Below are 24917 nucleotides of genomic sequence, written 5' to 3'. Positions count from 1 at the left end.
CCAAGCTCAGGAGTTCTGCTGCTTGGCGCGCGACTTCGCCCTGGCCCGCAGGCTCGCGGTGAGCTCAAGCTTGCGCACCCGCACGATCTCCGGCGTGACCTCCACACATTCGTCCTCGGCGCAGAACTCCATGGCCTGCTCCAGGCCGAGCTCCAGCGGGCGGGCCAGCGTCTCGAAGACGTCCGCGGTCGAGGACCGCATGTTGGTCAGCTTCTTTTCCTTGGTGGCGTTGATGTCGAGGTCCTCGGCACGCGGGTTGATGCCCACGACCTGACCCTCGTAGGTGTCCTGGCCCGGCTCGACGAAGAACTGTCCGCGATCAGCGAGCTGAGTCATGGCGAACGGCGTGATCTTGCCGGTCCGGTCGGAGACCAGCGAGCCGGTGTGACGGGCCCGGATCTCGCCCGCCCAGGGGCGGTACCCCTCGAACACCGCGTTGGCGATGCCGGTACCGCGGGTGATCGTCAAGAAGTCGGTGCGGAACCCGATCAGGCCACGGCTGGGCACGATGAAGTCCATCCGGACCCATCCGGCGGCATGGTTGGTCATGTCTTCCATGCGGCCCTTGCGGGCGGCCATCAGCTGGGTGATGGCGCCGACGAACTCCTCCGGGGTGTCGATGGTCATCGCCTCGAACGGCTCGTGCAGCTTGCCGTCGATGGTCTGGGTGACCACCTGCGGCTTGCCGACGGTCAGCTCGAAGCCTTCGCGGCGCATCTGCTCGACCAGGATGGCCAGCGCGAGCTCACCACGGCCCTGCACCTCCCAGGCGTCCGGACGGCCGATGTCGACGACCTTGATCGAGACGTTGCCGACGAGTTCGGCGTCCAACCGGCTCTTCACCATGCGCGCGGTCAGCTTGTGCCCGGACACCTTGCCGGCCAGCGGCGAGGTGTTGGTGCCGATGGTGACCGAGATCGCGGGCTCGTCGACGGTGATGCGCGGCAGCGCGTGTGCGTGCTCGATGTCGGCCAGCGTGTCGCCGATCATGATCTCGGGCATACCGGCCACCGCGACGATGTCGCCGGCGATCGCCTCATCGGTCGGGGTCCGCTCGACGCCGACGGTGACGAGGAGTTCGGTGATCTTGGCGTTGGTGATGACCGGATGGCCGTCCACCTCGCGCATCCAGGCCACCTGCTGGCCCTTCTTCAGCTTGCCCTTGTAGATGCGGACCAGTGCGAGACGACCCAGAAACGCCGATGCGTCCAGGTTGGTCACCAGCGCCTGCAGCGGGGCCTCCGGATCGCCCTGCGGCGGCGGGATGTGCTCCATCAGCACATCGAAAAGCGGGTCGAGGTTCTCACCGTCGGGGTTTTCGCCGTTGGCGGGCTCGGTGGTGCTGGCGATGCCCGCGCGTCCCGAGGCGTACAACACCGGCAGACCGAGAGCGAACTCGGCGGCCGTCTGCGCCTCGGCGTCGAGGTCAGAGGCGACATCGAGCAGCAGGTCGTGGCTCTCGGAGACGACCTCGGCGATCCGTGCGTCCGGGCGATCGGTCTTGTTGACCACCACGATCACCGGCAGGTGCGCGGCCAGCGCCTTGCGCAGTACGAAACGGGTCTGCGGCAGCGGGCCCTCGGATGCGTCGACCAGCAGCACGACACCATCGACCATGGACAGGCCGCGCTCCACCTCGCCACCGAAGTCGGCGTGGCCCGGGGTGTCGATGACGTTGATGACCGTCATGGATCCGTCGGGGTTCTGGCGATGCACCGCGGTGTTCTTGGCCAGGATGGTGATGCCCTTTTCCTTCTCCAGGTCACCGGAGTCCATCAGGCGTTCGATGGCATCATCACCGCGGTGCGACAACGCACCGGATTGCCGCAGCATTGCATCGACCAGGGTTGTCTTACCGTGATCGACGTGCGCGACGATGGCTACGTTGCGAAAGTTCGGGCGAGAATCCACGTAGGGCATTGTCGCAGTGCGAGTACCCGATCACGAAAACGAGTGAATCCAGCGGAAGGCGTGAGTGAAGAAGCTGCTGTCGGCCAAGCCGAAGAAGAAGTGTTGCCGCAGCAAGCCGCGCTGCAAGAAGTGCCCGCTGGTATTGCACAAGGTGCAGAAGGCCGCGCACAACGGAATGCGCGGCAAGGACCTGGAGAAGGTGTACAAGCTCGCCCGAAAGACGTAATGAGCTGGGTTGATACCTGTTCCTGACGCCGTGGCGAGCGTACGGTTGAGATACCCGCCGGGCGTGGTTGGAGGTATCGGTCATGACGGTTTACGAAGTGCTCACAGTGACGGTGATCGTGGTGCTGGCGCTCGCGGCAACAGCGGCGATCTATCTCGGTTTACTCAACTGGCTGGGCGCCGCGTACGTCGTCCGGTGTGCCGCATGTCACCATCTGACGCTGTCGTCGGCCAGGGACCCGCAGGCTTCCTGCCCGCATTGCCGGCATCCGGCGCTGTTGCACCCGATCTACACGGCGGGCCACCGCGGCCAGCCGGTACGCGTGGTCGGTGACCGACTCCGCTACTAGTGCGATTTGTGGAGTTCTCGTAGGACTCTTTCCGACGAGAACGCCACAAACCGGCCGCCGAAAATCTTCGGAAACTCTCAGCTTCCTTCAATTAACTTGTACGTCAATACTTTTCGTTGCCTCTCCGCCGGCCGCGACGCCGCCAAAGCGCTTGCGTAAGAAATCAATTGGTAACGTTCGGCACTCCTGCGCGATGTACCGAGCGACCAGAGCGGTCCGCTGTGACGAAGGGTTTGTGCCGATGCCTGTGACCTCCCGGAACCACTCCCCAGGTCGCTGCGCTCCTGCCCGCCGGAGCCTTGCGCGTATCGCCACCAAGCTGACCGTCGTCGGCATCGGTGCCGCCGCCGTCGCCGCGGCATATGTGACCGTCGGCGTGGCGACCGCGAGCGCCGAGGTCACCGAGGTCGCCCCGCGGCCCAACGTCAGCAGCCGGCAGGCCGTCCTCGTCGACAAGAACGCCCTTCGGCGGTCGGGTCAGGGCGTGGCCCGCGGCGCGGGCGCCGAGAACCGGCGCGCCGGCAGCGGCGGCGTCATGGCCCAGGGCGAGATCCGCGACAGCGTGATCGCGGTGCCCGGCACCTCATCGGCCCCGTTCGGGGTCCGGGCCAACGGCGAGTTCCGACAGGGCGCCCCCATCGGCAGTTGGTGACCGTCCACCTCAGGCCCGCAATGCCGCGGCCAGATCCGGTAGCCAGCCCCGGTCGGCAGGCACCCAGGACAGGTCGTCCAACTCTGCGACGCGCACCCAGCGCAACGCGTGATGGTCATGCGGCAGTGGACTGCCCGACGCGCAGGTGACGAGGTAGGCGCGCAAGGTCATCTCGTTCGCCAGTGCCACGTCGGCTCCCAGGCGGGCGCCCACGGTGACCTTGATGCCGAGTTCTTCCCGGAGTTCACGTACCAGCCCGTCGGCGTCGCTCTCTCCGTCGGCGACCTTGCCACCTGGCAACTCCCACAGACCGGCCAGCTCGGGCGGTCTTTTTCGCTGCGCGACCAGCAACGCACCCTGTGAAATGAGTGCTCCCGCAACGACGATCCGCCCAGCCATCGCGGTTGACGGTATACCGTCGAGAACATGGCTGTGTTAACCAACGACCAAGTCGACGCCGCACTGCCCGATCTGAACGGCTGGGAACGGGCCGACGGCGCGCTGCGCCGCTCGATCGAGTTCCCGGCGTTTTTGGAGGGGGTCGACGCCGTCGGCCGCGTCGCCGAGTTGGCCGAGCAGAAGGATCATCACCCCGATATCGACATTCGTTGGCGGACCGTGACTTTCGCTCTCGTCACGCATTCCGCCGGCGGTATCACCGAGCAGGATCTGGAGATGGCGAAGGCCATCGATCAGTTGCTCGGCACGTAGCGAGCCATCCCAAGGTGGCCAGGGTGGCCACCGGATACACCATGCCCGCCCAGGCAAGGTGCCACGGGCGTTCGATCTCCCAGATGGTCGGCTGCGCGAAGCTCAGCAGCCAGGGCACCCCGACGAGGGTCAGCGCCAGCCACCCCCAGCCCAGGACGCGGGCGCCGAGGCGTTCTCGCACCGGCCCGTGCAGCAGCCAGATCATCAATGGGATCAGCCACACCCAGTGATGCGTCCACGAGATCGGTGAGAGCAGCAGCCCGAACAACTGGACCGTGACGATGCCCCCGAGCCGGTCCGCGGTGCCGATGGCCCGCCACGCCAGCAGCGCCAGCACCGCGGTCAGCACCAACGCGGCGATCACGATGGGGCCGTACCCCGCGTCATGGCCGAGGATCCGCGAGATGGCGCCGCGCCAGGACTGGTTGAACGAGGTGCCGATGGGACCAACGCGGCGCGCGTCGCCCAGCAGATCGGTGAAGTAGTAGCGGGCCTGGTCGCCGACCACCAGTGCCGACACGCCGACGGTGGCCAGGAAGACCACGGCGGAGAACACCGCCACACCCCACCGACGCACACCGACGAAGTACAGACCCGCGACGGCCGGGGTGAGTTTGACGCCGGCGGCCAACCCGACCAGTAGCCCCGACAACCACCATCGGCTGCTCTGCACCGCCCACAGCACCGCGAGCACCAGCAGCACGTTGATCTGGCCGTAGTCGAACGTGCTGCGCAGCGGCTCGGTCCAGATGCCGACCGCGGTCCACAGCATCGCCGGGCGCAGATCGGTGAGCCCGAGCAGGCGCAGGCTGATCCGCACCACGCCGTACAGCGCGGCGAAGATGCCGAGTTGCCAGATGAGGGCCACCACGCCGAACGGCAGCAGGCTCAGCGGGTAGAACACCACCGCCGCGAACGGCGGGTAGGTGAACGGCAACGGGAAGTCCGGCGTCTGCTCGGCGTAGACGTAGTCGTAGAGCGCGCCGGGATGCTCCAGGGTGTCCGCGCCGCCGACGTAGACGTGCAGGTCGACGAAGTTGGCGCCGTTGGGGACCAGGTAGGTCCAGGCGAGCCGCGCGGCGATGCTGACCACCATCAACAGCGGCGCCCAGCGATACAGCTGTGCCGTCGGACCGGTGTCGCGAATGGTGTCTACGGGTCCGACTCTAACGACCGGCGGGGCGCTCGCCCTTCCGGTCACCATCGGCGCACACCTCCGTAACGGTTGGATAAATGCCACTCTTGTCACTTGAGTAACACCAGTAACTCCGTACCTTCGGTCTGAGACGTGCCGTCAACGAAATGGGGAGACTCGTGTCACCAATCAGAAAAGCGTTTGCCGCCAGCGTGATTGCCGGAGCAGGCGCCGTCGCCACCGCCCTGATGCTCAGCCCGAGCGCTGCTGCCGAGCCGGCTCCGCCGGCGCCGCCCGCACCCGCGCCCGCCATGCCGAACATCCCGTTCATGAACCAGCTCGCCGGCCTGCCGGCCGCCGCGCCGGGACTCATCCAGGGACTCGCCTCGGCGTTCACCGGGGGCGGTGGACAGTCGACCCTCCCGGTCGATCCCATCACCCCGTCCGCTCCGCCGGTCGCCAGCGCCTCGCTGAACCTGCCGCAGGCGCCGGGCGTGGCCACCGCGCTGCCCGCCGCGGCGGCTGCCGCACCGGCCGTGGCCGGTGTGCAGAACATCGTCCCGGAGGGTCTGGCATCGCTGATCCCGGCCGGCACCCCGCTCGCGGGTCTGCTGCCGCAGACCGGTGCTGCTGCCCCGGCCGCGGCGCCGGGCATCCCGGCAGCACCAGGCGTGCCTGCCGCGTCGCCCGCCGACGCGGCAGCCCAGTCACTGGTGCCGATGTTCCTGCCGGTCTCCGCGCTGCCCTGATCGCCGGCCGTACCCGTCACCGAACAACTCACCAGGGGGAAGTCATGCCATCGATCCGGACAATGTTGACCAGCACCACGGCCTGTGCGCTCGTGGCACTGGGCAGCGGAGTCGCGATCCCTGCCCATGCCGAACCGGCAGCGCCGATGCCGCTGCCGATCAACGGTTTGCAGGCACCGGGGCTCCCGGCGATGGAGACTCTCGGCCCGGCCATCCAGCAGGCTGCTGCTGATCCGGGCAATGCCGCATCGATGCTCATGGCCGCTGCCGCCGCGTTCGCCGGAAACGCGGCGGCGCCGTCCGATTCGCTGAATGTCGCGTCCGCGGTGAACCAGTTCGTGTCCGAGCCGCAGGCACATGTGCCTGCGGCCGGCGCGGGCGTGGAGGCGCATCTGCCCGCAGGTGTGGACCCGGCCTATTCCGTCGGTCCCGTGCCCATGGCGGTGCCCACCGCACCCGAGGCCGTCGTCCCGCCGGTCGACGCGCCGGCACCGGCCCCCGAAGCCGTTCCCGCCCCGGCTCCCGCTCCCGAGGCCGCGTCGCTGGCGGTGCCCGCCCCGGAAGCAGCACCCGCTCCGGGTCCCGCGCCGGCGCCCGCCCCCGGCACGATGCCGGACTTCGGTCCCGACGCGCCGACCACCCAGGACTTCATGTACCCGTCGATCAGCAATGGCTGCGGCGTCGACGGGGGCAATGTGCTGGCCACGGCGATCTCGGTTGCCGGCCCCGCGAAGATCCCCGCGCCCGGCCCGGTCGCCGGCCAGACCGCCTACGTGTTCACCGCGGTCGGTACCCCCGGCCCCGCGGCCGAGCAGAAGCTGCCGCTGAACGTGACATGGGTGAACCTGACCACCGGCAAGTCCGGTACCGCGACGCTCAAGCCGCAGGCGGACATCAACCCCGCCGGACCGACCACGCTGACCGCCATCGCCGAAACCGGTTCGGGCAGCATCATGTCGACGATCTTCGGTCAGGTCAGCACGACCGAGAAGCAGTGCCAGTTCATGCCCACCATCGGTTCGACGGTGGTGCCGTAACGGGCGTCTCGATCAATGCGAGCGCGCACTCAGATCGCGATCTGAGTGCACCGTCGCGACGGTGCGCTAGTACGCCATGAAGAGGATCATCTCCCGGTCGTATTCACGGCCGGGATGAGACTCCGAAAGGTGGGTCTGCGCCTTTTCGACGAGATCGTCTTCGCTCTCACCTTGAATCGCCTCGCCGCACGGGCAGTTCAGATGTGTCTTAGCCATATGTCCACAATCGCATACGCATGATGGTGAGCATGGACATCTACCACGTTATGCGCACAACTGGGGCGGTCCGTGTCTTCACCGGCGAACCGTTGCCCGACGAAACGCTGACCCGGATTCTCGACAACGCCCGGTTCGCACCGAGCGGCGGGAACCGGCAGGGAACCCATATCGTGGTGGTTCGCGACCCCGCCACCAAGGAGGCTCTCGCCGAACTCACCGACACCGGGTTCCGACGCTACATCGCCCAGCAACGCAACGGGGAGAGCCCCTGGAACCCGCTGCACCCCATGGGTGTGTCGGCCGAGGACCTGGCGGCGGTGCGCGTCCCGCGCGCGGCTCAATTGCTGGACGCCGATGTGGCGCTGGTGATCTGCGTCGATCTCGGAGTGGTGGCGGCCTTCGACCAGGACCTCGATCGCATCGGCCTGGTGGCGGGGGCGTCGGTCTACCCGCTGGTGTGGAACATCCTGCTCGCCGCCCGCAACGAGGGCTTCGGTGGCGTGCTCACCACGATGGTGGTGCCCGAGGAGCCCACGGTGAAAGAACTGCTCGGTATCCCCGCGGACTACGCGATCGCCGCGGTGGTGCCGCTGGGCAAGCCGGTGAAGCAGTTCACCAAGCTGACCCGCAAACCGGTTTCGGAGTTCGTCACCCGGGAGCGGTTCGACGGGCCCGCGTTCTAGGCTTTCGCAGCCTTGGCGGTGCCGATGGCTCAGGCCTGCTTCGCAGCCTTCGCGGCCGCTTTCATCTTCTTCTTGTAGGCCCGAACCTCCTGCAGCGATCCGGGGTCGACCACATCGGCCACCGACATGTGCGTGCCGGCCTTGCCGTAGTCCCCCGCCGCGGTGCGCCAACCCTTGGGTGTCACCCCGTACTGCTTGCCCAGCAGCGCGAGGAAGATCTTGGCCTTCTGCTCGCCGAATCCGGGCAGCCGCTTGAGCCGTCGCAGCACCTCGGCGCCATCGGGCTCGCCGCCGGTCCACAGAGCGGTGACGTCACCGTCGTAGTCGTCGACGATCGCCTGGGCCAGCGCCTGCACCCGCTTGGACATCGAGCCCGGGAAGCGGTGAATGGCAGGGGTTTCAGAACACAGCGCGATGAACTCGTCGGGGTTGTAGTCGGCGATCTGGCGGGCGTCGACCGCGCCGATACGGTCGGCGATCTTCTTCGGCCCGGCAAATGCCGTCTCCATCGGGATCTGCTGATCGAGCAGCATCCCGACCAGCAGGGCGAAGGGATTGGCCTCGAGCAGGGCGTCGGCCGCGGGTTCCTGGACAAGCTGAAGTTTTCCCACGTCACCAGTTTAAGGTGACTTCAAGATCGCGGATGCGTCGCAGCGGTGTCCCTGCGTGTGCCCGCAGATGAGGGGCTCACCATGAGCGAGTGGATTCCGTTGGGAGTCTCCGTTGTGCTGCTCGCCATGGTGTGGTTCGCCGTGGGGCGGATCGGGCCGGGCAACGGACGCGGCCCATCGCGTGGGCCGCAGCGTAATGCCCGCGGCGACGACAGCTCAAGTGCCGGCGGTTGCGGGGACGGTGGGTCGGCCGGCGACAGCTGACGAGAGTGCTCGACTCACCGGTCTGGGTGAGTGCGGTATGCCAACGTAGACGCGATAACCCGTGGCTCACGGCCCACAGGACCCGTAGGAGTGAACATGAGACGTGTGATTGCACCGCTTGTCGCGGCGGTTGCCGCCTCGATCGCCTTCGCGGGGACAGCCGCGGCGATCCCCGAGCAGGGCACCCCGGAGTTCGACGAGTACATGGGCGGCCTGCAGCGCAATGGTTACAACCTGAACCCGGACACCGCCTGGCGCGCCATGCATCAGGCGTGCGTGGGCGGACTGCCGGGTTACATAGGTCTGGAATTGGCCGCGCAGGGCGCCATCGGCCCCGGCGCGCAGGAGCGGGTCTTCGACGTGGCCAGAAAGTACGCCTGCCCGGTTCAGTAATCGGCCGTCGATCCCGGTTTAAGGTGGCCGCACGATGTCGGGTCAGATCGCGCTGACGCTGGCGGTCGCGCTGCTGCTGGCGGCGGTGGCCGCCGTCCTCGTGGTGCGCACCCGCCGCGTTGTGGCCACCCCCACCGAACGCGCCGTGCACGCCGCCCTGCACACAGCCTCGCTGGCAGCGCGTGCGCTGCGCCAGGGCCTGGACTCCGAATCCGCGGCGACGGCAGCACCCTTCCTGCGCGGACTCACCGGCACCGACGGGGTCGCCTTGTTCGACGGCCACGGGGAACTCCTGGCCACCGACCCCGCCGACGACTCGATCTGGCAGCCCGATATCGCGGATACCTGCGCGTCCACCGCGGCGGAGTCGATCGCCGGGGAACGCCGGGTGCTCAACGATGTGCGCACCTCGACGGTGGTGGCGCAGCCGCTGCTCGCCGAGGCCGGCGACGTCCTCGGCGTGCTCGTCGTCGTCACCACGCGCGCTCCGGGACCCGGCATGCTCGGCGCGATCGGCGAGGTCGCCCGGTATGCCGCCAGCCAGATCGAACTGGCCGAGCTCGATGCCTCGCGTGCCCGGCTGGACAAGGCCGAGGTGCTGGCGCTGCGCGCACAGATCAGCCCGCACTTCATCTACAACGCGCTCAACACCATCGCCTCGTTCGTGCGCACCGACCCTGCCCGCGCCCGCGAACTCATCCTGGAATTCGCCGATTTCACCCGCTACTCGTTCCGGGCCGCCGGGCAGTACACCACCCTGGCCGAGGAGCTGCGCAACATCGACCGCTACCTCACCCTGGAGCGCGCCCGGTTCGGCACCGCGCTGAAGGTTCGCCTGCAGGTCGCCCCCGAGGTGCTCAATGTGGTGGTGCCCTTCCTGGCGCTACAACCGTTGGTGGAGAACGCAGTACGACACGGGCTGGCCGGTCGTGGCGGCGGGTCCGTCGAGATCGTCGCCAACGACACCGGCTCGGACTGCGTCATCACCGTCGAGGACGACGGTGCCGGAATGGATCCCGACACCCTGCGCTCCGGTCAGGGCGACGCGCTGGCCGACCGTACCGCCGACCAATCCGCACACGTCGGCCTGACCAATGTCGATCATCGGCTGCGCGCGGCGTTCGGCAACGATTACGGTCTGGTGGTCGAAACGGCTGTCGGAGCGGGGACCAAGGTCATCATGCGGGTGCCGAAGTTCCGCTCCGGTGTACGGGCCAGCGGAGGTGTGGCGTGACCGGTCTGACGGTCCTCGCCGTCGACGATGAGGCGCCCGCCCTCGACGAGCTGGCCTACCTGTTGGGGCAGCACCCCGATATCGCGACGGTGCACACCGCCGGCGATGCCACCTCGGCGCTGCGGGAACTCAACGCCCACCCCATCGACGCGGTGTTCCTCGACATCAACATGCCCGGGCTGTCCGGGATCGAATTGGCCGGTGTGCTGCGCAACTTCGCGAACCGGCCCGCCGTGGTGTTCGTGACCGCGCACGACGACAAGGCGGTCGCCGCCTTCGACGTCGGCGCCGTCGACTACCTGCTGAAGCCGATCCGGCAGAACCGGCTCGACGAGGCGGTGCGCCGGGTGACGATCGCGCGCAACAACGAGCCCGAGCCGTCCGACGATCCCGATGCTCCCGAGTCCGATGTCATCCCGGCCGAACTCGGCGGTATCACCCATCTGGTGCCCCGGGACAGCATCGGCTGGGTGGAGGCTGAGGGCGATTACGCCCGGCTGCACTCGGCGACCGGTGCCCACCTGGTGCGAATTCCATTGAGTGTGTTGGAAACCCGCTGGCGAGACCACGGGTTCCAACGCATCCACCGGTCCTACCTCGTCTCGCTGCGGCTGGTGACCGGCCTGCGCACCGGAGAGGGCGCGGTGCTGGTGCGGCTACGGGCCAACGGAGCCTCCCCCGCGGTGGAACTCCCGGTGAGCCGGCGCCAGGCCCGCGAGCTGCGTGACCGGTTGGTCCGGGACCCGATGCGCAACCTCAAGCCGGCGGGTTCCGATGAATGAACGACCGGAACGCCAACGGGTGGTGCTCGCACACCGGCGCGGTGCTCGGATGGTGCGGACCCGTGTCGAGGTGCAGGAACAGACCCAGGTGGGCGACGCGCTGGTGCGTGGCCTGGTCCGCGCGCAACTCGGGCTGGCGTTACGGCTCAGCGCGGTGGTGGCTTTCGCGGTCGCGGCGATCCTGTTGCTGACCGGGCTCGCACCGGATCTGACGGTCTTCGGAATGCGGTTGAACTGGCTGCTGCTGGCGGTGCTGGCCTATCCCCTGCTCTACGGTGTGGGACGGCTCTACGTGCGGCTGGCCGAACAGGGCGAGAAGGACTTTGTCCGGGTCGTCGACAGCGAGCCATGAGCGGCTCACCGTTGACCGCGGCCGCACTGCTGGCCGCGGCCGTCGCGACGGTGGTGATCGGCAGCTGGGGAGTTCGGCTGTCGCGTACCACCTCGGATTTCCTGGTGGCCTCCCGCAGCGTCGGACCGCGCTGGAACGCCGCCGCGATATCCGGTGAATACCTCTCCGCCGCATCATTTCTCGGGGTCGCCGGGCTGATCGCGAAATACGGTGCCGACGCGCTGTGGTACCCCGTCGGGTTCACCGCCGGCTACCTCGGCCTGCTGTTGTTCGTCGCCGCGCCACTGCGTCGTTCGGGTGCCTACACGGTGCCCGACTTCGCCGAGTTCCGGCTCGGCTCGGCGCGGCTGCGCAAGGTGGCCATGCTCGTCGTCGTGATCATCTGCGTGTTCTACCTGGCCCCGCAGTACCAGGGAGCCGGGCTGGCCCTGAAAACACTTCTCGGCATGCCGGTCTGGATCGGGCCGGTGCTGGTCGGTGGAATCGTCATCACCAACGTGGTGGGCGGCGGGATGCGCTCGATCACCTTCGTGCAGGCCTTCCAGTACTGGCTGAAGCTCACCGCGATCGCCATCCCGGCACTCGCGCTGCTCGGCCTGTTCGTCACCGACAGAGGAGAACTGGGCGGCCCGATGCCGCCGAGCGTGGACCGCGAGACGACGGTGCAGATCGAAACCGATGTGGTGGTCCAGGTGATCGACCCGGCCGGGATCCGGGTGACCGGGCGCCTGGACGGGAACACAGTGAGCGACGCCACCTTCGGCACTCCCGGCGAACACACCGTCGGCGCCGGTACCAGCCTCACCCTGGCCGCCGGGGCCGCCACCCCGGTGGTGGCCGGGACGCCGAGCACCGGCAGCGAATGGATCGTCTCCGGCGGAGGCCTGGGCGGCGGACATCCGCTGTACCAGGTGATCTCGATCATCGTGGCGACCTTCCTGGGCACCATGGGTCTGCCGCATGTGCTGGTGCGGTTCTACACCAACCGCGACGGCCGGGCGGCGCGGCGGACCGCACTCGCCGTCATCGCGCTGCTGTCGTTCTTCTACCTCTTCCCCGTCCTGCTCGGGGTGTTCTCCCGGCTGTACGTGCCGCAGCTGCTGATCACCGGAACCGCCGATGCCGCAGTGCTGTTGGCGCCGGGCTCCGCGATCGGCGGAGCGTTCGGGCAATTCCTGGCCGCCCTGGTGGCGGCCGGCGCCATCGCGGCGTTCCTGGCGACCTCATCGGGGCTGCTGGTCAGCATCGCCGGTGCGCTGGCCACCGATGTGATGCGCGGCCGGGTCCGCGACTTCCGTATCGCGGCGGTGATCGGCGGTCTCATCCCGATTCCGTTGTCACTGCTGGTTGCCGATATCGAGCTGTCCCGCACCGTCGGCCTGGCGTTCGCGGTCGCCGCGTCCACCCTGTGCCCGCTGCTGGTGCTGGGCATCTGGTGGCGTGGGCTGACCGCCGCCGGGGCCGCCTGCGGTCTGACGGTCGGCGGACTCGTCTGTGGCGGTGCAGTATTGGTGGCGATCACGGGCGGCATCGACGAGTCCGTGCTGGGCGGTTGGCCCGCCGTGATGGTCGGCTATCCCGCGGCGGTGAGCGTCCCGGTGGCCTTCGCGACGATGATCGTGGTCAGCCGATTCACCCACACCACTCCGAACGTCGCGCAGATCTTCGCCCGGATGCATGTGCCGGAACGGCTCGGTATGGGTGTCGAACGCCTCCCGGAGGGTTAGCCGGCCCAGTCCCGGTTCAACGCCTGGACGCGATCGACGTTGTCCTCGACCCAGGAGCGCAGCTGCGCCAGCGGGGCGGAGACGCTGACACCCAACTCGGTAAGGGTGTACTCCACCCGCGGCGGCACCTCGGCGTACACCGCACGGTCCAGCAGCGACGCCGCCTCCAGCCGGCGCAGCGTCTGCGTCAGCATCTTCGCCCCGACTCCCGGCAGCTGCGCCTGCAGCTGGTTGAACCGCAGCGCGCCGCGCTCTTCGAGCAGCCCGATGATCAGCGCCGACCATTTGTTGGACAGCAGGTCCAATAGCGCCCGGCACGGGCAGTGCTCGGCATAGACATCGTGTGCGTCGTGTTGTCCGGTCGGACACGGCCTGGCCATGTCTGGCTCAACCGCCCGGACCGCAGATGAATTCCGTTGATCTGCAATTCTTCCCCGCAGGGAAGTAACTGACCTTGCAGGACACCGGGGTGCCGGGTCTAGCGTCGCTCCCATGACCACCATGACTGCCATCGGCTCCTTCGCCGGTCTGCCCATCGACCATCCCGACGCCCTGCAGGATGTCGAGGTCCCGCTGCCCGAACTGCGACCGCACGATGTCCTGGTCCGGGTGCAGGCGGTCTCGGTGAATCCCGTCGACATCAAACGCCGCGGCAGCCTGGACCCGTCGGCAACGCCGGCCATCCTGGGCTTCGACGCCGCCGGGACCATCGAGGCCGTCGGCCCGGAGGTGAGCACCCTGAGCATCGGCGACGAGGTCTGGTACGCCGGTGACGTCAGCAGGCCGGGCACCAACGCCGAATTCCACGCCGTCGACGAGCGCATCGTGTCCCCCAAACCGAAGTCACTGTCCTTCAAGGATTCCGCCGCGCTTCCGCTGACCACGATCACCGCATGGGAGGCACTGTTCGAGCGGTTCGGGCTCACCGCCGAGTCCACCGGCGACCTGCTGGTGCTCGGCGCCGCGGGCGGGGTCGGCTCGGCCATGATCCAGCTCGCCAAGAAGCGCACCAGGGTGCGGGTGATCGCCACCGCCAGCCGGGACGACTCGCGCGAATGGGCACTGCGCCTCGGCGCCGATGCGGTGATCAACCACCACGACCTGGAGAAGCAAGCACGTGCGGTCGCTCCCGACGGCGTCGACTACGTGTTCTCGCCGCACTCGGCGGGGAACATCGAGATCTACGCCGCGATCACCCGGCCCTTCGGCCACATCACCGCGATCGACGAACCCGAAGGCCTGGATCTACTGCCGCTGAAGGCCAAAAGCATCGCCTGGCACTGGGAACTGATGTTCACCCGCCCGCTGTACTCCTACGACCTCATCGGACAGCAACACCTGCTGACCGCGGCCGCCGATCTGGTGGACCGGGGCGAACTGCGCAGTACCATCACCACCGCGATCGACGACTTCAGCGCGGCCGGCCTGCGCGAGGCGCACCGACTGGTGGAATCCGGTCGCATGATCGGGAAGGTGGTGGTGCACCGGTGACACTGCAGCAGGTCGACCTGGCGGTGATCGGATTCGGCAAGGGCGGCAAGACGCTGGCCGCCGCACTGGGCCGCAAGGGCTGGCGGGTGACGGTGATCGAGCAGTCCGCGCAGATGTACGGCGGCACCTGCATCAACATCGGCTGCGTCCCGACGAAATCCATGGTGTTCCGGTCCGAGCAGCTGCCCGCCGGGCAGCCCCATCAAGTCGAGTACGCCCGCGCCGTCACCGCCACCGGCGAGTTGACCGCCGACCTGCGCGCCAAGAACTACGCGATGATCGACGGCATCGCCACTGCCGACGTGCTGACCGGGGCGGCCCGCTTCACCGACCCCCACACGCTCGAGGTGGCCACCGCCGACGGTGGGGTCACCGTGTCCGCAAAGTGGATCGTCATCGGAACCGGTTCGCGCCCAACCCTTCCCGACATCCCGGGACTGACCGCCTCGCCCCGGGTGCACACCAGCACAGACCTGCTGACGGAGGAACACCTGCCGGCCCGTCTGGTGGTGCTGGGCGGCGGCTATGTCGGCCTGGAGTTCGCCGCGATGTACGCCGCGTACGGATCGGAGGTCACCGTCCTGGAACGCCACGCCCAGGTGCTGGGCCGAGAGGACGCCGATATCGCCGACACCGCGCGGAACATCCTGCAGAACAAGGGCCTCCGCATCATCACCGAAGCACAGGTGACCGAGGTGAATGACGGCACCGTCAGCTACCTGACCGAGGGGCCGTCCCACACCGTCGACGCGGACGCCATCCTGGTCGCCCTGGGGCGTGAACCCGTCACCGCCGGACTGAATCTCGCCGCGGCCGACGTGCACACCACACCCTCGGGCGCGGTGATCGTCGACGAGCACCTGCGGACCAACCAGCCGCACATCTTCGCGATGGGCGATGTCAACGGCGGTCCGCAGTTCACCTACATCTCCCTCGATGACTACCGCATCGTGCTCGACCAGCTCATCGGCGACGGCGCCCGCAGCACCGGCGACCGCGATGCCGTGCCCTACGCGCTGTTCATGACGCCGCCCCTGGGACGCGTGGGACTGACCGAGCGCGAGGCGGTGGCGGCCGGGCTCGACATCAAGGTCGCCGCCATGCGCGTCGCGGACATGGCGACCGTCCCGCGGGCTCGCATCGTCGGTGAACCCGAGGGTCTGATGAAGGTCATCGTCGATGCCGACACCGACCTGATCCTCGGTGCAGCCCTGCTCTGCTACGACTCTCACGAGGTGATCAACACCGTCGCGCTGGCCATGCGCCACGGCATCACCGCCACCGCGCTGCGGGATTCGATCTACACCCACCCCTCGATGACCGAGGCATTCAACCAACTGCTTGGAGCGCTGCAACCGCTCACCGCCGCTGACTGACCGCTCACCGCACCCCTGCCCGACTTCGGCGTTTGACCTCGGTTTGTGACCCACATCTCAATTAGGTTCAGTACCCAACTGGTTCACAGTCGACGTCAGGAGTCTCCGGTGCCCGAAACCGATCTACCCGCGCGGCCTGCGCCCACCGGCGAGGAGTTCCTCGCCATGCAGGCCAGTCCCGAGTTCCAGGAGTTGCGCAGCAGGCTGCGCAAGTTCGTCTTCCCGATGACGGGATTCTTCCTCGTCTGGTATGGCATCTACGTCCTGCTCGGCGCGTTCGCGCACGACTTCATGGCCACCCAGGTGTTCGGCAACGTCAACGTCGGTCTGATCATCGGACTCGGCCAGTTCTTGACGACGTTCGTCATCACCGGCCTCTACGTGCGCTTCGCCAACCGTGAGCTGGATCCGCGTTCGGCGGCCATCCGCGAAGAGCTGGAAGGACCCCTGAAGTGAACCTCCTGGCAGCAACCGAGACGGTCGGCAACCCGGCCGCCAACATGGGCATCTTCGGCCTCTTCGTCGTCGTCACCATGATCGTGGTGATTCGGGCCAGCAAGAAGAACGCCACCGCCGACGAGTTCTTCACCGGCGGCCGGGCCTTCTCCGGCCCGCAGAACGGCATCGCGATCGCCGGTGACTACCTGTCGGCCGCCAGCTTCCTCGGCATCGCCGGCGCCATCGCCGTCTACGGCTACGACGGCTTCCTCTACTCCATCGGCTTCCTGGTCGCCTGGCTGGTGGCCCTGCTGCTGGTCGCCGAATTGCTGCGCAACACCGGCCGATTCACCATGGCCGACGTGCTGAGCTTCCGGCTGAATCAGCGCAAGGTCCGGGTGGCGGCCGCTACGTCGACGCTGACGGTGTCGCTGTTCTACCTGCTGGCACAGATGGCCGGCGCCGGTGGCCTGGTGGCCTTGCTGATGAACATCAACAGCCGCAGCGGCCAGTCGATCGTGATCGCCGTCGTCGGCCTGTTGATGATCGTCTACGTGCTGGTCGGCGGCATGAAGGGCACCACCTGGGTGCAGATCATCAAGGCCGTGCTGCTGATCGTCGGCGCCGGATTCATGACGGTCCTGGTGCTGGCCAAATTCGGGATGAACTTCTCGGAGATCCTCGGCTCGGCCCAGACGGCGATCTCCGGCGCCACCACCGAAGGGGTGGCCAAACGCGATGTGCTGGCCCCCGGCGCCCAGTACGGCGGATCGCTGACCTCGCAGATCAACTTCATCTCGCTGGCCCTGGCGCTGGTGCTCGGCACGGCCGGTCTGCCGCACGTGCTGATGCGGTTCTACACCGTCCCGACCGCCAAGGAAGCCCGCAAGTCAGTGGTGTGGGCGATCGCCCTGATCGGCGCGTTCTACCTGTTCACGCTGGTGCTCGGGTACGGCGCAGCGGCCCTGGTCGGTCCGGACCGCATCCTGAGCGCGGCGGGCGGTGTGAACTCCGCGGCCCCGCTGCTGGCACTCGAACTCGGCGGTGTGGTGCTGCTCGGCATCATCTCCGCGGTCGCCTTCGCCACCATCCTGGCGGTTGTTGCCGGTCTGACCATCACCGCGTCGGCGTCCTTCGCGCACGACATCTACGCCGGCGTCTGGAAGAAGCACAAGGTGACCGAGGACGAGCAGGTGAAGGTTTCCCGCATCACCGCGGTGGTGCTGGGCGTCGTCGCGATCGGTCTCGGCATCCTGGCCAACGGCCAGAACGTCGCCTTCCTGGTGGCACTGGCCTTCGCCATCGCTGCGGCGGCCAACCTGCCGACCATCGTGTACTCGCTGTACTGGAAGCGGTTCAACACCCGGGGTGCGCTGTGGAGCATGTACGGCGGCCTGATCTCCACGCTGGTGCTCATCGTCTTCTCCCCCGCCGTGTCGGGTGCGAAGACCTCGATGATCCCGGGTGCGGACTTCGCCTGGTTTCCGCTGGCCAACCCCGGCATCGTGTCGATCCCGCTGGCGTTCGCGCTCGGCATCATCGGCACGCTCACCTCCAAGGACACCGGTGACCCGGCGATCAACGCAGAGATGGAAGTGCGGTCGCTGACGGGTGTGGGCGCCGAGAAGGCGGTCGCGCACTAGTCACTCGGAGCACTCGGGCCGGCGGCGGTACTGTTCACACGAGTGAGCACCCGCCGCCGGTCCTTTGCGTTCGCCGCGCTGTCCTACGCTTTCGCCGCCGTCATGGTCGGCACCACTCTCCCGACGCCGTTGTACGCGCTCTATGCCGAGCAGATGCACTTCTCCGTCGTCACGACGACGGTGATCTTCGCGGTCTACGCGTTCGGGGTGCTCGGCGCGCTGGTGCTCTTCGGGCGGTGGTCCGACGCCGTCGGGCGGCGCCCGGTACTGCTGGCCGGCCTGGTCTTCGCGATCGCCAGCGCGGCGGTGTTCCTGATCGCCGACAGCGTGGCACTGCTGCTCGTGGGACGTCTGCTGTCCGGTCTGTCGGCCGGTCTGTTCACCGGCACCGCGACCGCGGCGGTGGTCGAGGCGCTGCCGGACACGCAGCGCGAACGCGCCGCGATGGTGGCCACCATCGCCAACATCGGCGGCCTGGGTATCGGTCCGGTGTTGGCCGGTGTGCTCGCCCAGTACGTGCCGCACCCCCTGACGCTGCCATTCGCCGTGCACATCGGCCTTGCCGCGCTGGCGGTGGTGTCGGTGCTCATCGCTCCGGAAACCTCGGCACGCACCGGCCGAATCGGTCTGCAACGTCTTTCCGTTCCCGCCGAGGTACGCGCCGTGTTCATCACCGCGGCCACCGCTGCGTTCGCCGGCTTCGCCGTGACGGGCCTGTTCGCCGCGATCGCCCCGTCCTTCGTCAGCGACGTCGTCGGGGTCGCCAACCACGCCGTCGCCGGAGCCATCGCGGGGTCCATATTCCTGGCTTCCGCTGTGGCTCAGCTCGCCGGGCGCCGCATCGTCCCGGCGACGGCCGTCGCCGCCGGCTGCGCGATCCTGGTGGCCGGCATGGTGATTCTGGCTGTCGCCCTGACATTTTCGTCGCTGGCGGGGATCATCGTCGCAGCCCTGGTGGCCGGCACCGGGCAGGGCATCAGCTTCAGCCGCGGCCTGGCCGCGGTGGTCGAACAGGTGCCGGCCGCGCAGCGCGGTGAGATCAGTTCCACCTATTTCGTGGTGGCCTATGTGGCGATCTCGGTGCCGGTGGTCGGCGTGGGACTGGCCGCGCAGGCCTGGGGTCTGCGCACCGCCGGGGTGAGCTTTGCCGCCGCGGTGGCGGTGCTGGCGCTGGGCTGCCTGGTCGCGATCCTCGTGCAGGCCAGGCGCCCGGCCCGATTGAGTGGTTCTACTCAGGCCTGATCCCGGCCACCGCATCTACATTCGGACCATGGCCATCGCAGCGTTCCCCACGGTCGCCGACGTTGCGGCGAGCACTCCGCCCGAGCGGGACCGGGCCATCGATGTCATCCGCATCACCGCCCTGGTGGGAGTGGTGATCGGGCACACCGTGATGGCCACCAGCATCATCCGCGACAACGTCTTCTACTGGGAGAACCTGCTCACCACATCGGTGGTGTTCCAGGCCCTGACCTGGGTGTTCCAGATCATGCCGCTGTTCTTCTTCGCCGGGGTGGCCGCCTCAGTCTCGTCACGCAGCGGACCGTGGGGTGGCTGGTTGCTCAAACGCTGTACCCGCCTGTACCGGCCGGTGTTCTCCTACCTGGCGTTCTGGGCGGCCGCGCTGATGGTCGCGAACCGGGTGCTTCCGGTGCACGTGTACGAGCCATTGGCGGGTATCTCGGTTCAGTTGCTCTGGTTCCTCGGCGCCTATGTCCTTGTGCTGGCGGCGGTTCCGTTGCTGATCCGGATCAACACCAGAGGCCGGCTGGTCGCCGCCGTCGCGGCGCTCTATGCGATCGTCGCGGCCGTCGACGTCCTTCGGATCAGTGATCCGGGCTGGAATTGGCTGGGTTACGCCAATCTCGCGGTGTGGCTGGTGCCCGGCATGTTCGGCGTCGCCTACCGGTACCGGCTGATCACGTCATCGAGTGCGGCGATCCTCGGGGCGGTGATGCTGGCGGTGAATGTCGCGCTGGTGCGGTTCGGCCCGTACGAGCCCAGCCTGGTGGGCATCGACGGCCAACAGCTCAAGAATATGTCGCCGCCGTCACTGCTGTTGGCCGGCCACGCAATCATGATGTGCGCGTTCGCGATTGCCGCTGCAGCGGCTATCGGCCGGTGGGCCCGCAGACCGCGGGTGTGGTGGTTGACCGCCGTCGGCAACAGTGGCGCGATGACGTTGTACCTGTGGCATATCCCGGCGCTGCTCGCCGTGCACCTGGCCTTCGATCTGATCGGACTGCCCCGCTACCCGGGGCAACCGCATTTCCTCGCGCTCAGCATCGTCCAGCTCGTCATCACGGCCGTGTTGGTCGCGGCGTTGTTCGTGGCGTTGCGCCCGTTGGAGAACAACCCGCTGCCGTTCTGGGACGGCGGCACGGTCAGCCATCCCGGCGTGCGCAGTGCCATGGTGGGAGCGCTGTTGTGCGTCGCGGGCGCTGCCACCCTGGCCTCGGTGGGATGGGGCCTGAAAGATCTCGGGCTGTACTTTGTCGCGCTGATGCTTGCCGCGCTCGTCGGCGCACGCAGTCTGGCCCGTTAACCGCTCTTGCGGCGGAACTCCCGGCGGTTCTCGACGGGCCCGTGCGCGCCCCGCGGTTGCTTGCGACCGGCTTCGGCATGTGACACGCCGTCCGCGGTCTGCGTCTTCTTGCGCTCCAGCGCCTCCCGGAACTTGCGTTTGGTGTCATCTTCGGGAGTCTCGTCGGCCATACCGACAGCCTAGCCCTGTCACCTGATCCCGGGCGGCATCCCGTACAGATGGTTGATCGGCAGCGTCAGCAGCACCCGCCGGTCATCGACCATGGCCCGGCGGTAGTCGTCCCAGTCCGGATGTTCCCCGGCGATGTTGCGGTACAACGCAATCAATGCTTCGACGGTGTCATCGGTCGGGTTCGCAGCGGGCGGGGTGAGCGCGGCGTCGCCCTCGGCGACCGCGTAGGCCCAGCCGTCGTCGGAGGACACATGGATGGCGGCGCGCGGGTCGCGGCGCAGATTGCGGGTCTTGGCCCGCGGTTCGGTCACCGATACCTGCAGCGCGACATTGCGCGCATCGAACCAGTAGGACACGTTGGACAGCTGTGGCCGCCCGTCCTTCTTGACGGTGGCCAGCACCCCCAGCGAGTTCCCACTGATCAATGCCAACAGCTTGTCGTCGAAAACCTGGCGCCCCATCTCACGAGGGTACGACTCTACGATCGGGGATATGAGTGGTCTGACTGGTATCGATGGCACAAGTTTGGAGGGCGTGTCCGCGACCACGCTCTGGACCCTGCACTATCGCGCCACCGAGGCCAAGCGCTCCGACGGCGTCATCCGGGACCCGTGGGCGGTCACCCTGGATGACGCCATCCACTACGACTACCGGAAGTTCGGAAAACCCAACCAGTCGCACGCATTGCGCGCCCGGGCGTTCGACGCGGCGGCCATCGATTTCTTGACGGCGCACCCCAAGGCGTCGGTGGTGGCGTTGGGAGAAGGTCTGCAGACCAGTTTCTGGCGGCTGGCCCGTGCCGGTGTCGCCGACGAATTGACCTGGTATTCCATCGATCTGGAACCCGTGATCGAGTTGCGCCGCCAGTTGCTGCCGCGCAACGACCGGATCGTCGAATTGGCGCAATCGGCGCTGGACCGCAGCTGGATGGACCAGGTGAAGACCGACGAGGGAGTGTTCATCACCGCTGAAGGACTGTTGATGTACCTGGAGCCCGAGGATTCGCTGGGCCTGATCGCCGACTGCGCGGCCCGGTTCCCGGGCGGGCAGATGATCTTCGACTCGATCCCGCAGTGGGTCAGTCGCCGCACCCTGACCGGGCTGCGCTTGTCCGACCGCTACCTCACCCCGGCCATGCCGTTCGCCAGGTCCGCCGATGAAGGACTCGCGCTGGCCGGCAGCGTCGACGGGGTCCGCCGGGCCCGCGACATCGCGCTGCCACCCGGTCGCGGAGTGTGGAAGCTCGCGAGCCTGCCGGCGCTGGACCGCATCGGCGCCTTCCGGCGTGCCCGGCCCAGCGTCACCCTGCTGGAATTCGGCTGATGACCCGATACGCCGCATTCCTGCGCGGTGTGAACGTCGGCGGGGTCACCCTCAAGATGGCCGACGTGGCGGCGGTGTTCAGCGCGGCCGGTTTCACCGATGTGAAGACGATTCTTGCCAGTGGGAACGTGCTGCTGAACAGCTCGTCGTCGACGGCCGCGGTACGTACGACGGCCGAGACCGCGCTGCGGGAGAGCTTCGGCTACGACGCCTGGGTGCTGGCGTATCCGATGGACACCGTCCGCGAGATATCGGACAACTATCCGTTCGAACGCGAGGTTCCCGACCACCATTCCTATGTCACCTTCGTCAGCGATGCCGATGTGCTCGCCGAACTGACGACGCTGGCCGGTGATGCCGGCGAGACCGCCGCCCGCGGGAACGGAGTGCTCTACTGGCAGGTGGCCCGATCCTCGACGCTGAACTCGGCGATCGGCAAGACGATGGGCAAGAAGCGCTACAAGTCCTCGACCACCACCCGCAACCTGCGCACCCTGGACAAAGTCCTCGCATCGGTACATTCGGAACGGTGACCTCCCCCAGAGCCGATGCCAGCACCCTGACCGGAGTTTCCGAGACCGCACTCTTGACGCTGCTGGTCCGCGCGACCGAAGCGCGCCGGGCCGACGGGATCATCGACGACCCGGTGGCAGTCGGCCTGGTGGACTCCATCGACTTCGATTTCGGAAAGTTCGGTTTCGCCAACCGTCAGGACATGGCGTTGCGGGCGTTGGCCTTCGACCGGGAGACCGGTGCCTATCTGCGCGATCACCCCGAGGCCACCGTGGTGGCTCTCGCCGAGGGTTTGCAGACCAGCTTCTACCGGCTCGAGGCGTCCGGCATCAGTGACACGTTCCGTTGGCACACGGTTGATCTGCCGCCCATCGTCACATTGCGCGACAAGCTGCTACCGCCCTCGGCGCGGGTTTCCAGCAGCGCCCAGTCGGCGCTGGACTACAGCTGGATGGATGACATCGACGATTCCCGCGGCGTCTTCATCACTGCCGAGGGCCTGCTGATGTACCTGCAACCCACCGAGGCGCTCGCGCTGATCACCGAATGCGCCAAACGTTTTCCGGGTGGGCAGATGATGTTCGACCTGCCGCCCTACTGGTTCGCGTGGTGGGCCCGCCAGGGCCTGCTGCGCCCGTCGCTGCGCTACCGGGTGCCGCCGATGCCGTTCAGCCTTTCGGTGTCACAGGCCGCCGACCTGGTCAACACCATCCCCGGCGTACGCGCGGTGCACGACGTGGAGCTGCCGACCGGACGTGGCACGGTGCTCAACGCCTTGATCTGGGCGTCCTACCGGTTACCGGTGATAGATCAGCTGCGCGGGGTCACAACGCGGCTGGAATTCGGCTGACGGCAGCGAACTTCAGGGCCGCGTCCTGCACCGGACCGTTGCGCAGCACATCGGCGTCGACGGTGTAGTTCATCGTCATCTGCCACGGACCCTGCACTCCCTGGCGAGGAATCTCGTTGATCGCACGCTGCACGTACCCGGCCGCGAAGTCCAGCAGCGGCTTGGTGGGCATCGCCGGATCATCGAGTTCGGCCCGCACACTGTCGAACCCGTGATCATCCATGTAGCTGAGCAGCCGGCAGAAGTGCTCGCACAGCAGCCCGACCTTCAGCGTCCACGACGAGTTGGTGTAGCCGAAGGCGAAGGCGAAGTTGGGGATTCCGCTGAGCATGATGCCCTTGTAGGCCACGGTCTGCGCGAAGTCGACCGGCTCGCCGTCGACGGTGAGGGTGATCCCGCCGAAGAGCTGAACATTCAATCCGGTAGCGGTGACGATGATGTCGGCGTCGAGCTCACGACCGGACTCCAGTAGGACACCGTTCTCGGTGAAGGTGGCTATCCGGTCGGTGACCACCGACGCGCTGCCGTTGCTGATGGCCGCGAACAGATCACCGTCGGGCACTGCGCACAACCGCTGATCCCACGGGTTGTAGCTGGGGCTGAAGTGCAGGTCGACGGGGTAACCGTCGGGCAGCTTGCCGGCGTTGATCCGGCGGATCAGCCAACGCGCGGCGGTCGGGTACTTCTGGCAGAACGTGTACACCCCGCGCTGTTTGGCGATGTTCTTGCGGCGGGCCAGCGCGTACCCGCGGTCGTCGCCGAGCACCTTGCGGGCCGTGTTGGCGAAACCGTCCTTGGCCGGCACCGGCATGACATAGGTCGGTGAACGCTGCAGCATCGTCACGTGCCCGGCGGTCGTGGCCATCGACGGCACCAGGGTCACCGCGGTGGCGCCGCTGCCGATGACCACCACCTTCTTACCGGTGTAATCGAGGTCCTCCGGCCAGTGCTGGGGATGGACGATCTGGCCTGCGAAGCGCTCGCGTCCCTCGAACTCTGGGGTGAAGCCCTCGTCGTAGCGGTAGTAGCCGCCGGCGCAGAACAGCCAATTCGCACTCAGCTGGCTCAACTCGCCGTCACGCTCGACGTCGACGACCCAGCGGGCGTCCGCACTGCTCCAGGCCGCGCCGAGCACCCGATGGTGAAAACGGATGTGCTGTTGGATGCCGTTCTCGTCCACCGTCTCGCGCAGGTAAGCCAGGATCTTGTCCGAGGTGGCGATGGCGTGTTCGTCGCGCCACGGTTTGAACTCGTAGCCGAAGGTGTGCAGATCCGAATCCGAGCGAATCCCGGGGTAGCGGAACAGATCCCAGGTGCCGCCGGTCGCCCCGCGGGATTCCAGGATGGTGAAGCTGCGGCCGGGGTGTTCGCGCTGCAGATAGTAGGCGGCTCCGATACCGGAGATCCCGGCTCCGACGATGAGCACATCGACTGTTTCCATGCGTTGATCGTCGCGCGCAGACCAGGCCTCCAGCCAGGTCGAAATACCCCATATCACCGAAGGGACGGTGCATAGTGCACCATCGCCCTAA

Annotated in this window: 31 protein-coding genes; 22 read left to right on the top strand and 9 right to left on the bottom strand. The window is 67.5% G+C overall.

What is annotated here, in order from left to right; genetic code table 11:
* Positions 1-6: 6 nt before the first annotated feature.
* The gene (gene typA, locus ASE48_RS04240; protein WP_057165778.1) at positions 7-1920 is read right to left on the bottom strand and encodes a translational GTPase TypA; all 1914 of its coding nucleotides are present in this window, start codon (positions 1918-1920) and stop codon (positions 7-9) included.
* A 55-nt stretch (positions 1921-1975) separates the two neighbouring features.
* Here typA and ASE48_RS33070 point away from each other — a divergent pair, with 55 nt between their 5' ends.
* The 3 genes from ASE48_RS33070 (at position 1976) to ASE48_RS04230 (ending at position 3138) form a co-directional block, all read left to right on the top strand.
* Positions 1976-2137, top strand: coding sequence for a hypothetical protein (locus tag ASE48_RS33070; protein ID WP_105365278.1), 162 nt, complete (start codon positions 1976-1978; stop codon positions 2135-2137).
* Positions 2138-2219: 82 nt separating this feature from the next.
* Positions 2220-2486, top strand: coding sequence for a hypothetical protein (locus ASE48_RS04235; protein WP_057165777.1), 267 nt, complete (start codon positions 2220-2222; stop codon positions 2484-2486).
* Positions 2487-2727: 241 nt separating this feature from the next.
* On the top strand, positions 2728-3138 hold the full coding sequence (locus tag ASE48_RS04230) for a hypothetical protein (RefSeq protein ID WP_200962064.1): 411 nt from the start codon (positions 2728-2730) through the stop codon (positions 3136-3138).
* Positions 3139-3147: 9 nt separating this feature from the next.
* Here the strand turns inward: ASE48_RS04230 and ASE48_RS04225 are convergent, their stop codons facing one another.
* Positions 3148-3537, bottom strand: coding sequence for a (deoxy)nucleoside triphosphate pyrophosphohydrolase (locus ASE48_RS04225; protein ID WP_057165775.1), 390 nt, complete (start codon positions 3535-3537; stop codon positions 3148-3150).
* A gap of 27 nt (positions 3538-3564) precedes the next feature.
* On the opposite strand from ASE48_RS04225, the gene ASE48_RS04220 reads away from it, so the two are divergent.
* The gene (locus tag ASE48_RS04220) at positions 3565-3849 is read left to right on the top strand and encodes a 4a-hydroxytetrahydrobiopterin dehydratase (RefSeq protein ID WP_057165774.1); all 285 of its coding nucleotides are present in this window, start codon (positions 3565-3567) and stop codon (positions 3847-3849) included.
* Here ASE48_RS04220 and ASE48_RS04215 read toward each other — a convergent pair.
* Complete coding sequence (locus tag ASE48_RS04215) at positions 3794-4945, bottom strand: mannosyltransferase (protein ID WP_442928676.1); 1152 nt, start codon at positions 4943-4945, stop codon at positions 3794-3796. The genes ASE48_RS04220 and ASE48_RS04215 overlap by 56 nt on opposite strands.
* A gap of 251 nt (positions 4946-5196) precedes the next feature.
* Between ASE48_RS04215 and ASE48_RS04210 the strand changes: the two genes are divergently transcribed.
* The gene (locus tag ASE48_RS04210; RefSeq protein WP_235570771.1) at positions 5197-5733 is read left to right on the top strand and encodes a hypothetical protein; all 537 of its coding nucleotides are present in this window, start codon (positions 5197-5199) and stop codon (positions 5731-5733) included.
* Positions 5734-5777: 44 nt separating this feature from the next.
* Positions 5778-6770 (top strand): Rv1157c family protein, encoded by a 993-nt coding sequence (locus ASE48_RS04205; RefSeq protein ID WP_057165772.1) that lies wholly within the window; start codon positions 5778-5780, stop codon positions 6768-6770.
* A 66-nt stretch (positions 6771-6836) separates the two neighbouring features.
* On the opposite strand, the gene ASE48_RS32040 is transcribed toward ASE48_RS04205, so the two are convergent.
* A complete protein-coding gene (locus ASE48_RS32040) occupies positions 6837-6986 on the bottom strand; it encodes a DUF1059 domain-containing protein (protein ID WP_082613994.1) in 150 nt (49 codons plus the stop codon).
* A gap of 32 nt (positions 6987-7018) precedes the next feature.
* On the opposite strand from ASE48_RS32040, the gene ASE48_RS04200 reads away from it, so the two are divergent.
* Complete coding sequence (locus tag ASE48_RS04200; RefSeq protein ID WP_057165989.1) at positions 7019-7672, top strand: nitroreductase family protein; 654 nt, start codon at positions 7019-7021, stop codon at positions 7670-7672.
* Positions 7673-7701: 29 nt separating this feature from the next.
* Here the strand turns inward: ASE48_RS04200 and ASE48_RS04195 are convergent, their stop codons facing one another.
* Positions 7702-8283, bottom strand: coding sequence for an HhH-GPD-type base excision DNA repair protein (locus ASE48_RS04195; protein ID WP_057165771.1), 582 nt, complete (start codon positions 8281-8283; stop codon positions 7702-7704).
* A gap of 81 nt (positions 8284-8364) precedes the next feature.
* Here ASE48_RS04195 and ASE48_RS32560 point away from each other — a divergent pair, with 81 nt between their 5' ends.
* From ASE48_RS32560 to ASE48_RS04170, 6 genes are all read left to right on the top strand, one after another.
* A complete protein-coding gene (locus ASE48_RS32560; RefSeq protein WP_156409037.1) occupies positions 8365-8547 on the top strand; it encodes a hypothetical protein in 183 nt (60 codons plus the stop codon).
* Positions 8548-8643: 96 nt separating this feature from the next.
* Entirely contained in the window at positions 8644-8940 is a 297-nt protein-coding gene (locus tag ASE48_RS04190; RefSeq protein ID WP_156409036.1) for a DUF732 domain-containing protein, read from the top strand.
* 34 nt (positions 8941-8974) lie between these two features.
* A complete protein-coding gene (locus tag ASE48_RS04185; RefSeq protein ID WP_057165769.1) occupies positions 8975-10174 on the top strand; it encodes a sensor histidine kinase in 1200 nt (399 codons plus the stop codon).
* Positions 10171-10956, top strand: coding sequence for a LytR/AlgR family response regulator transcription factor (locus ASE48_RS04180; protein ID WP_057165768.1), 786 nt, complete (start codon positions 10171-10173; stop codon positions 10954-10956). The genes ASE48_RS04185 and ASE48_RS04180 overlap by 4 nt, the downstream gene beginning before the upstream one ends.
* Positions 10949-11308, top strand: coding sequence for a hypothetical protein (locus ASE48_RS04175; protein ID WP_057165767.1), 360 nt, complete (start codon positions 10949-10951; stop codon positions 11306-11308). The genes ASE48_RS04180 and ASE48_RS04175 overlap by 8 nt, the downstream gene beginning before the upstream one ends.
* Entirely contained in the window at positions 11305-13035 is a 1731-nt protein-coding gene (locus ASE48_RS04170) for a sodium/solute symporter (protein WP_057165766.1), read from the top strand. The genes ASE48_RS04175 and ASE48_RS04170 overlap by 4 nt, the downstream gene beginning before the upstream one ends.
* On the opposite strand, the gene ASE48_RS04165 is transcribed toward ASE48_RS04170, so the two are convergent.
* Positions 13032-13415: a winged helix-turn-helix transcriptional regulator gene (locus ASE48_RS04165; protein WP_057165765.1), complete on the bottom strand. Its 384-nt coding sequence runs from the start codon at positions 13413-13415 to the stop codon at positions 13032-13034. The genes ASE48_RS04170 and ASE48_RS04165 overlap by 4 nt on opposite strands.
* 112 nt (positions 13416-13527) lie before the next feature.
* On the opposite strand from ASE48_RS04165, the gene ASE48_RS04160 reads away from it, so the two are divergent.
* The 6 genes from ASE48_RS04160 (at position 13528) to ASE48_RS04135 (ending at position 20528) form a co-directional block, all read left to right on the top strand.
* Positions 13528-14526, top strand: a complete 999-nt coding sequence (locus ASE48_RS04160; protein WP_057165764.1) for a zinc-binding alcohol dehydrogenase family protein — start codon at positions 13528-13530, stop codon at positions 14524-14526.
* Positions 14523-15902: an FAD-dependent oxidoreductase gene (locus ASE48_RS04155; protein WP_057165763.1), complete on the top strand. Its 1380-nt coding sequence runs from the start codon at positions 14523-14525 to the stop codon at positions 15900-15902. Before ASE48_RS04160 ends, ASE48_RS04155 begins: the two co-directional genes overlap by 4 nt.
* Before the next feature lie 108 nt (positions 15903-16010).
* Positions 16011-16358, top strand: coding sequence for a DUF485 domain-containing protein (locus ASE48_RS04150; protein ID WP_057165762.1), 348 nt, complete (start codon positions 16011-16013; stop codon positions 16356-16358).
* A 44-nt stretch (positions 16359-16402) separates the two neighbouring features.
* Positions 16403-17983 carry a solute symporter family protein gene (locus ASE48_RS04145; protein ID WP_057165988.1) on the top strand — a complete coding sequence of 527 codons (1581 nt, stop codon included), beginning with the start codon at positions 16403-16405 and terminating at the stop codon, positions 17981-17983.
* Between the two features lie 42 nt (positions 17984-18025).
* Positions 18026-19225, top strand: a complete 1200-nt coding sequence (locus tag ASE48_RS04140; RefSeq protein WP_057165761.1) for an MFS transporter — start codon at positions 18026-18028, stop codon at positions 19223-19225.
* Positions 19226-19253: 28 nt separating this feature from the next.
* Positions 19254-20528, top strand: coding sequence for an acyltransferase family protein (locus tag ASE48_RS04135; protein ID WP_057165760.1), 1275 nt, complete (start codon positions 19254-19256; stop codon positions 20526-20528).
* Here ASE48_RS04135 and ASE48_RS32555 read toward each other — a convergent pair.
* Together ASE48_RS32555 and ASE48_RS04130 are read right to left on the bottom strand one after the other, a co-directional pair.
* The gene (locus ASE48_RS32555; protein WP_105363419.1) at positions 20525-20698 is read right to left on the bottom strand and encodes a DUF5302 domain-containing protein; all 174 of its coding nucleotides are present in this window, start codon (positions 20696-20698) and stop codon (positions 20525-20527) included. The two genes, ASE48_RS04135 and ASE48_RS32555, sit on opposite strands and share 4 nt — an antisense overlap.
* Positions 20699-20716: 18 nt before the next feature.
* Entirely contained in the window at positions 20717-21160 is a 444-nt protein-coding gene (locus ASE48_RS04130; RefSeq protein WP_057165759.1) for a PPOX class F420-dependent oxidoreductase, read from the bottom strand.
* Positions 21161-21191: 31 nt separating this feature from the next.
* Between ASE48_RS04130 and ASE48_RS04125 the strand changes: the two genes are divergently transcribed.
* The 3 genes from ASE48_RS04125 to ASE48_RS04115 are packed head-to-tail and all read left to right on the top strand — an operon-like array spanning position 21192 to position 23385.
* The gene (locus tag ASE48_RS04125) at positions 21192-22022 is read left to right on the top strand and encodes a class I SAM-dependent methyltransferase (RefSeq protein WP_057165758.1); all 831 of its coding nucleotides are present in this window, start codon (positions 21192-21194) and stop codon (positions 22020-22022) included.
* Positions 22022-22555, top strand: a complete 534-nt coding sequence (locus tag ASE48_RS04120; protein WP_057165757.1) for a DUF1697 domain-containing protein — start codon at positions 22022-22024, stop codon at positions 22553-22555. Before ASE48_RS04125 ends, ASE48_RS04120 begins: the two co-directional genes overlap by 1 nt.
* Positions 22552-23385 carry a class I SAM-dependent methyltransferase gene (locus tag ASE48_RS04115; protein WP_082613993.1) on the top strand — a complete coding sequence of 278 codons (834 nt, stop codon included), beginning with the start codon at positions 22552-22554 and terminating at the stop codon, positions 23383-23385. Before ASE48_RS04120 ends, ASE48_RS04115 begins: the two co-directional genes overlap by 4 nt.
* On the opposite strand, the gene ASE48_RS04110 is transcribed toward ASE48_RS04115, so the two are convergent.
* Positions 23360-24826, bottom strand: coding sequence for a flavin-containing monooxygenase (locus ASE48_RS04110; RefSeq protein WP_057165755.1), 1467 nt, complete (start codon positions 24824-24826; stop codon positions 23360-23362). The two genes, ASE48_RS04115 and ASE48_RS04110, sit on opposite strands and share 26 nt — an antisense overlap.
* Between the last annotated feature and the right edge of the window lie 91 nt (positions 24827-24917).

The organism is Mycobacterium sp. Root265 (genome assembly GCF_001428895.1).
GTDB lineage: Bacteria > Actinomycetota > Actinomycetes > Mycobacteriales > Mycobacteriaceae > Mycobacterium.
This window is presented reverse-complemented; position numbering and strand designations above follow the sequence as displayed.

What these genes read in the sequence shown, in the direction of transcription:
- typA (WP_057165778.1), bottom strand. Translation starts at nt 1,920, where the DNA reads ATGCCCTACGTGGATTCTCGCCCGAACTTTCGCAACGTAGCCATCGTC.
- ASE48_RS04235 (WP_057165777.1), top strand. Translation starts at nt 2,220, where the DNA reads ATGACGGTTTACGAAGTGCTCACAGTGACGGTGATCGTGGTGCTGGCG.
- ASE48_RS04230 (WP_200962064.1), top strand. Translation starts at nt 2,728, where the DNA reads ATGCCTGTGACCTCCCGGAACCACTCCCCAGGTCGCTGCGCTCCTGCC.
- ASE48_RS04225 (WP_057165775.1), bottom strand. Translation starts at nt 3,537, where the DNA reads ATGGCTGGGCGGATCGTCGTTGCGGGAGCACTCATTTCACAGGGTGCG.
- ASE48_RS04220 (WP_057165774.1), top strand. Translation starts at nt 3,565, where the DNA reads ATGGCTGTGTTAACCAACGACCAAGTCGACGCCGCACTGCCCGATCTG.
- ASE48_RS04215 (WP_442928676.1), bottom strand. Translation starts at nt 4,945, where the DNA reads ATGGTGGTCAGCATCGCCGCGCGGCTCGCCTGGACCTACCTGGTCCCC.
- ASE48_RS04205 (WP_057165772.1), top strand. Translation starts at nt 5,778, where the DNA reads ATGCCATCGATCCGGACAATGTTGACCAGCACCACGGCCTGTGCGCTC.
- ASE48_RS32040 (WP_082613994.1), bottom strand. Translation starts at nt 6,986, where the DNA reads ATGGCTAAGACACATCTGAACTGCCCGTGCGGCGAGGCGATTCAAGGT.
- ASE48_RS04200 (WP_057165989.1), top strand. Translation starts at nt 7,019, where the DNA reads ATGGACATCTACCACGTTATGCGCACAACTGGGGCGGTCCGTGTCTTC.
- ASE48_RS32560 (WP_156409037.1), top strand. Translation starts at nt 8,365, where the DNA reads ATGAGCGAGTGGATTCCGTTGGGAGTCTCCGTTGTGCTGCTCGCCATG.
- ASE48_RS04190 (WP_156409036.1), top strand. Translation starts at nt 8,644, where the DNA reads ATGAGACGTGTGATTGCACCGCTTGTCGCGGCGGTTGCCGCCTCGATC.
- ASE48_RS04185 (WP_057165769.1), top strand. Translation starts at nt 8,975, where the DNA reads ATGTCGGGTCAGATCGCGCTGACGCTGGCGGTCGCGCTGCTGCTGGCG.
- ASE48_RS04175 (WP_057165767.1), top strand. Translation starts at nt 10,949, where the DNA reads ATGAATGAACGACCGGAACGCCAACGGGTGGTGCTCGCACACCGGCGC.
- ASE48_RS04170 (WP_057165766.1), top strand. Translation starts at nt 11,305, where the DNA reads ATGAGCGGCTCACCGTTGACCGCGGCCGCACTGCTGGCCGCGGCCGTC.
- ASE48_RS04165 (WP_057165765.1), bottom strand. Translation starts at nt 13,415, where the DNA reads ATGGCCAGGCCGTGTCCGACCGGACAACACGACGCACACGATGTCTAT.
- ASE48_RS04160 (WP_057165764.1), top strand. Translation starts at nt 13,528, where the DNA reads ATGACCACCATGACTGCCATCGGCTCCTTCGCCGGTCTGCCCATCGAC.
- ASE48_RS04145 (WP_057165988.1), top strand. Translation starts at nt 16,403, where the DNA reads ATGGGCATCTTCGGCCTCTTCGTCGTCGTCACCATGATCGTGGTGATT.
- ASE48_RS04135 (WP_057165760.1), top strand. Translation starts at nt 19,254, where the DNA reads ATGGCCATCGCAGCGTTCCCCACGGTCGCCGACGTTGCGGCGAGCACT.
- ASE48_RS32555 (WP_105363419.1), bottom strand. Translation starts at nt 20,698, where the DNA reads ATGGCCGACGAGACTCCCGAAGATGACACCAAACGCAAGTTCCGGGAG.
- ASE48_RS04130 (WP_057165759.1), bottom strand. Translation starts at nt 21,160, where the DNA reads ATGGGGCGCCAGGTTTTCGACGACAAGCTGTTGGCATTGATCAGTGGG.
- ASE48_RS04125 (WP_057165758.1), top strand. Translation starts at nt 21,192, where the DNA reads ATGAGTGGTCTGACTGGTATCGATGGCACAAGTTTGGAGGGCGTGTCC.
- ASE48_RS04120 (WP_057165757.1), top strand. Translation starts at nt 22,022, where the DNA reads ATGACCCGATACGCCGCATTCCTGCGCGGTGTGAACGTCGGCGGGGTC.
- ASE48_RS04110 (WP_057165755.1), bottom strand. Translation starts at nt 24,826, where the DNA reads ATGGAAACAGTCGATGTGCTCATCGTCGGAGCCGGGATCTCCGGTATC.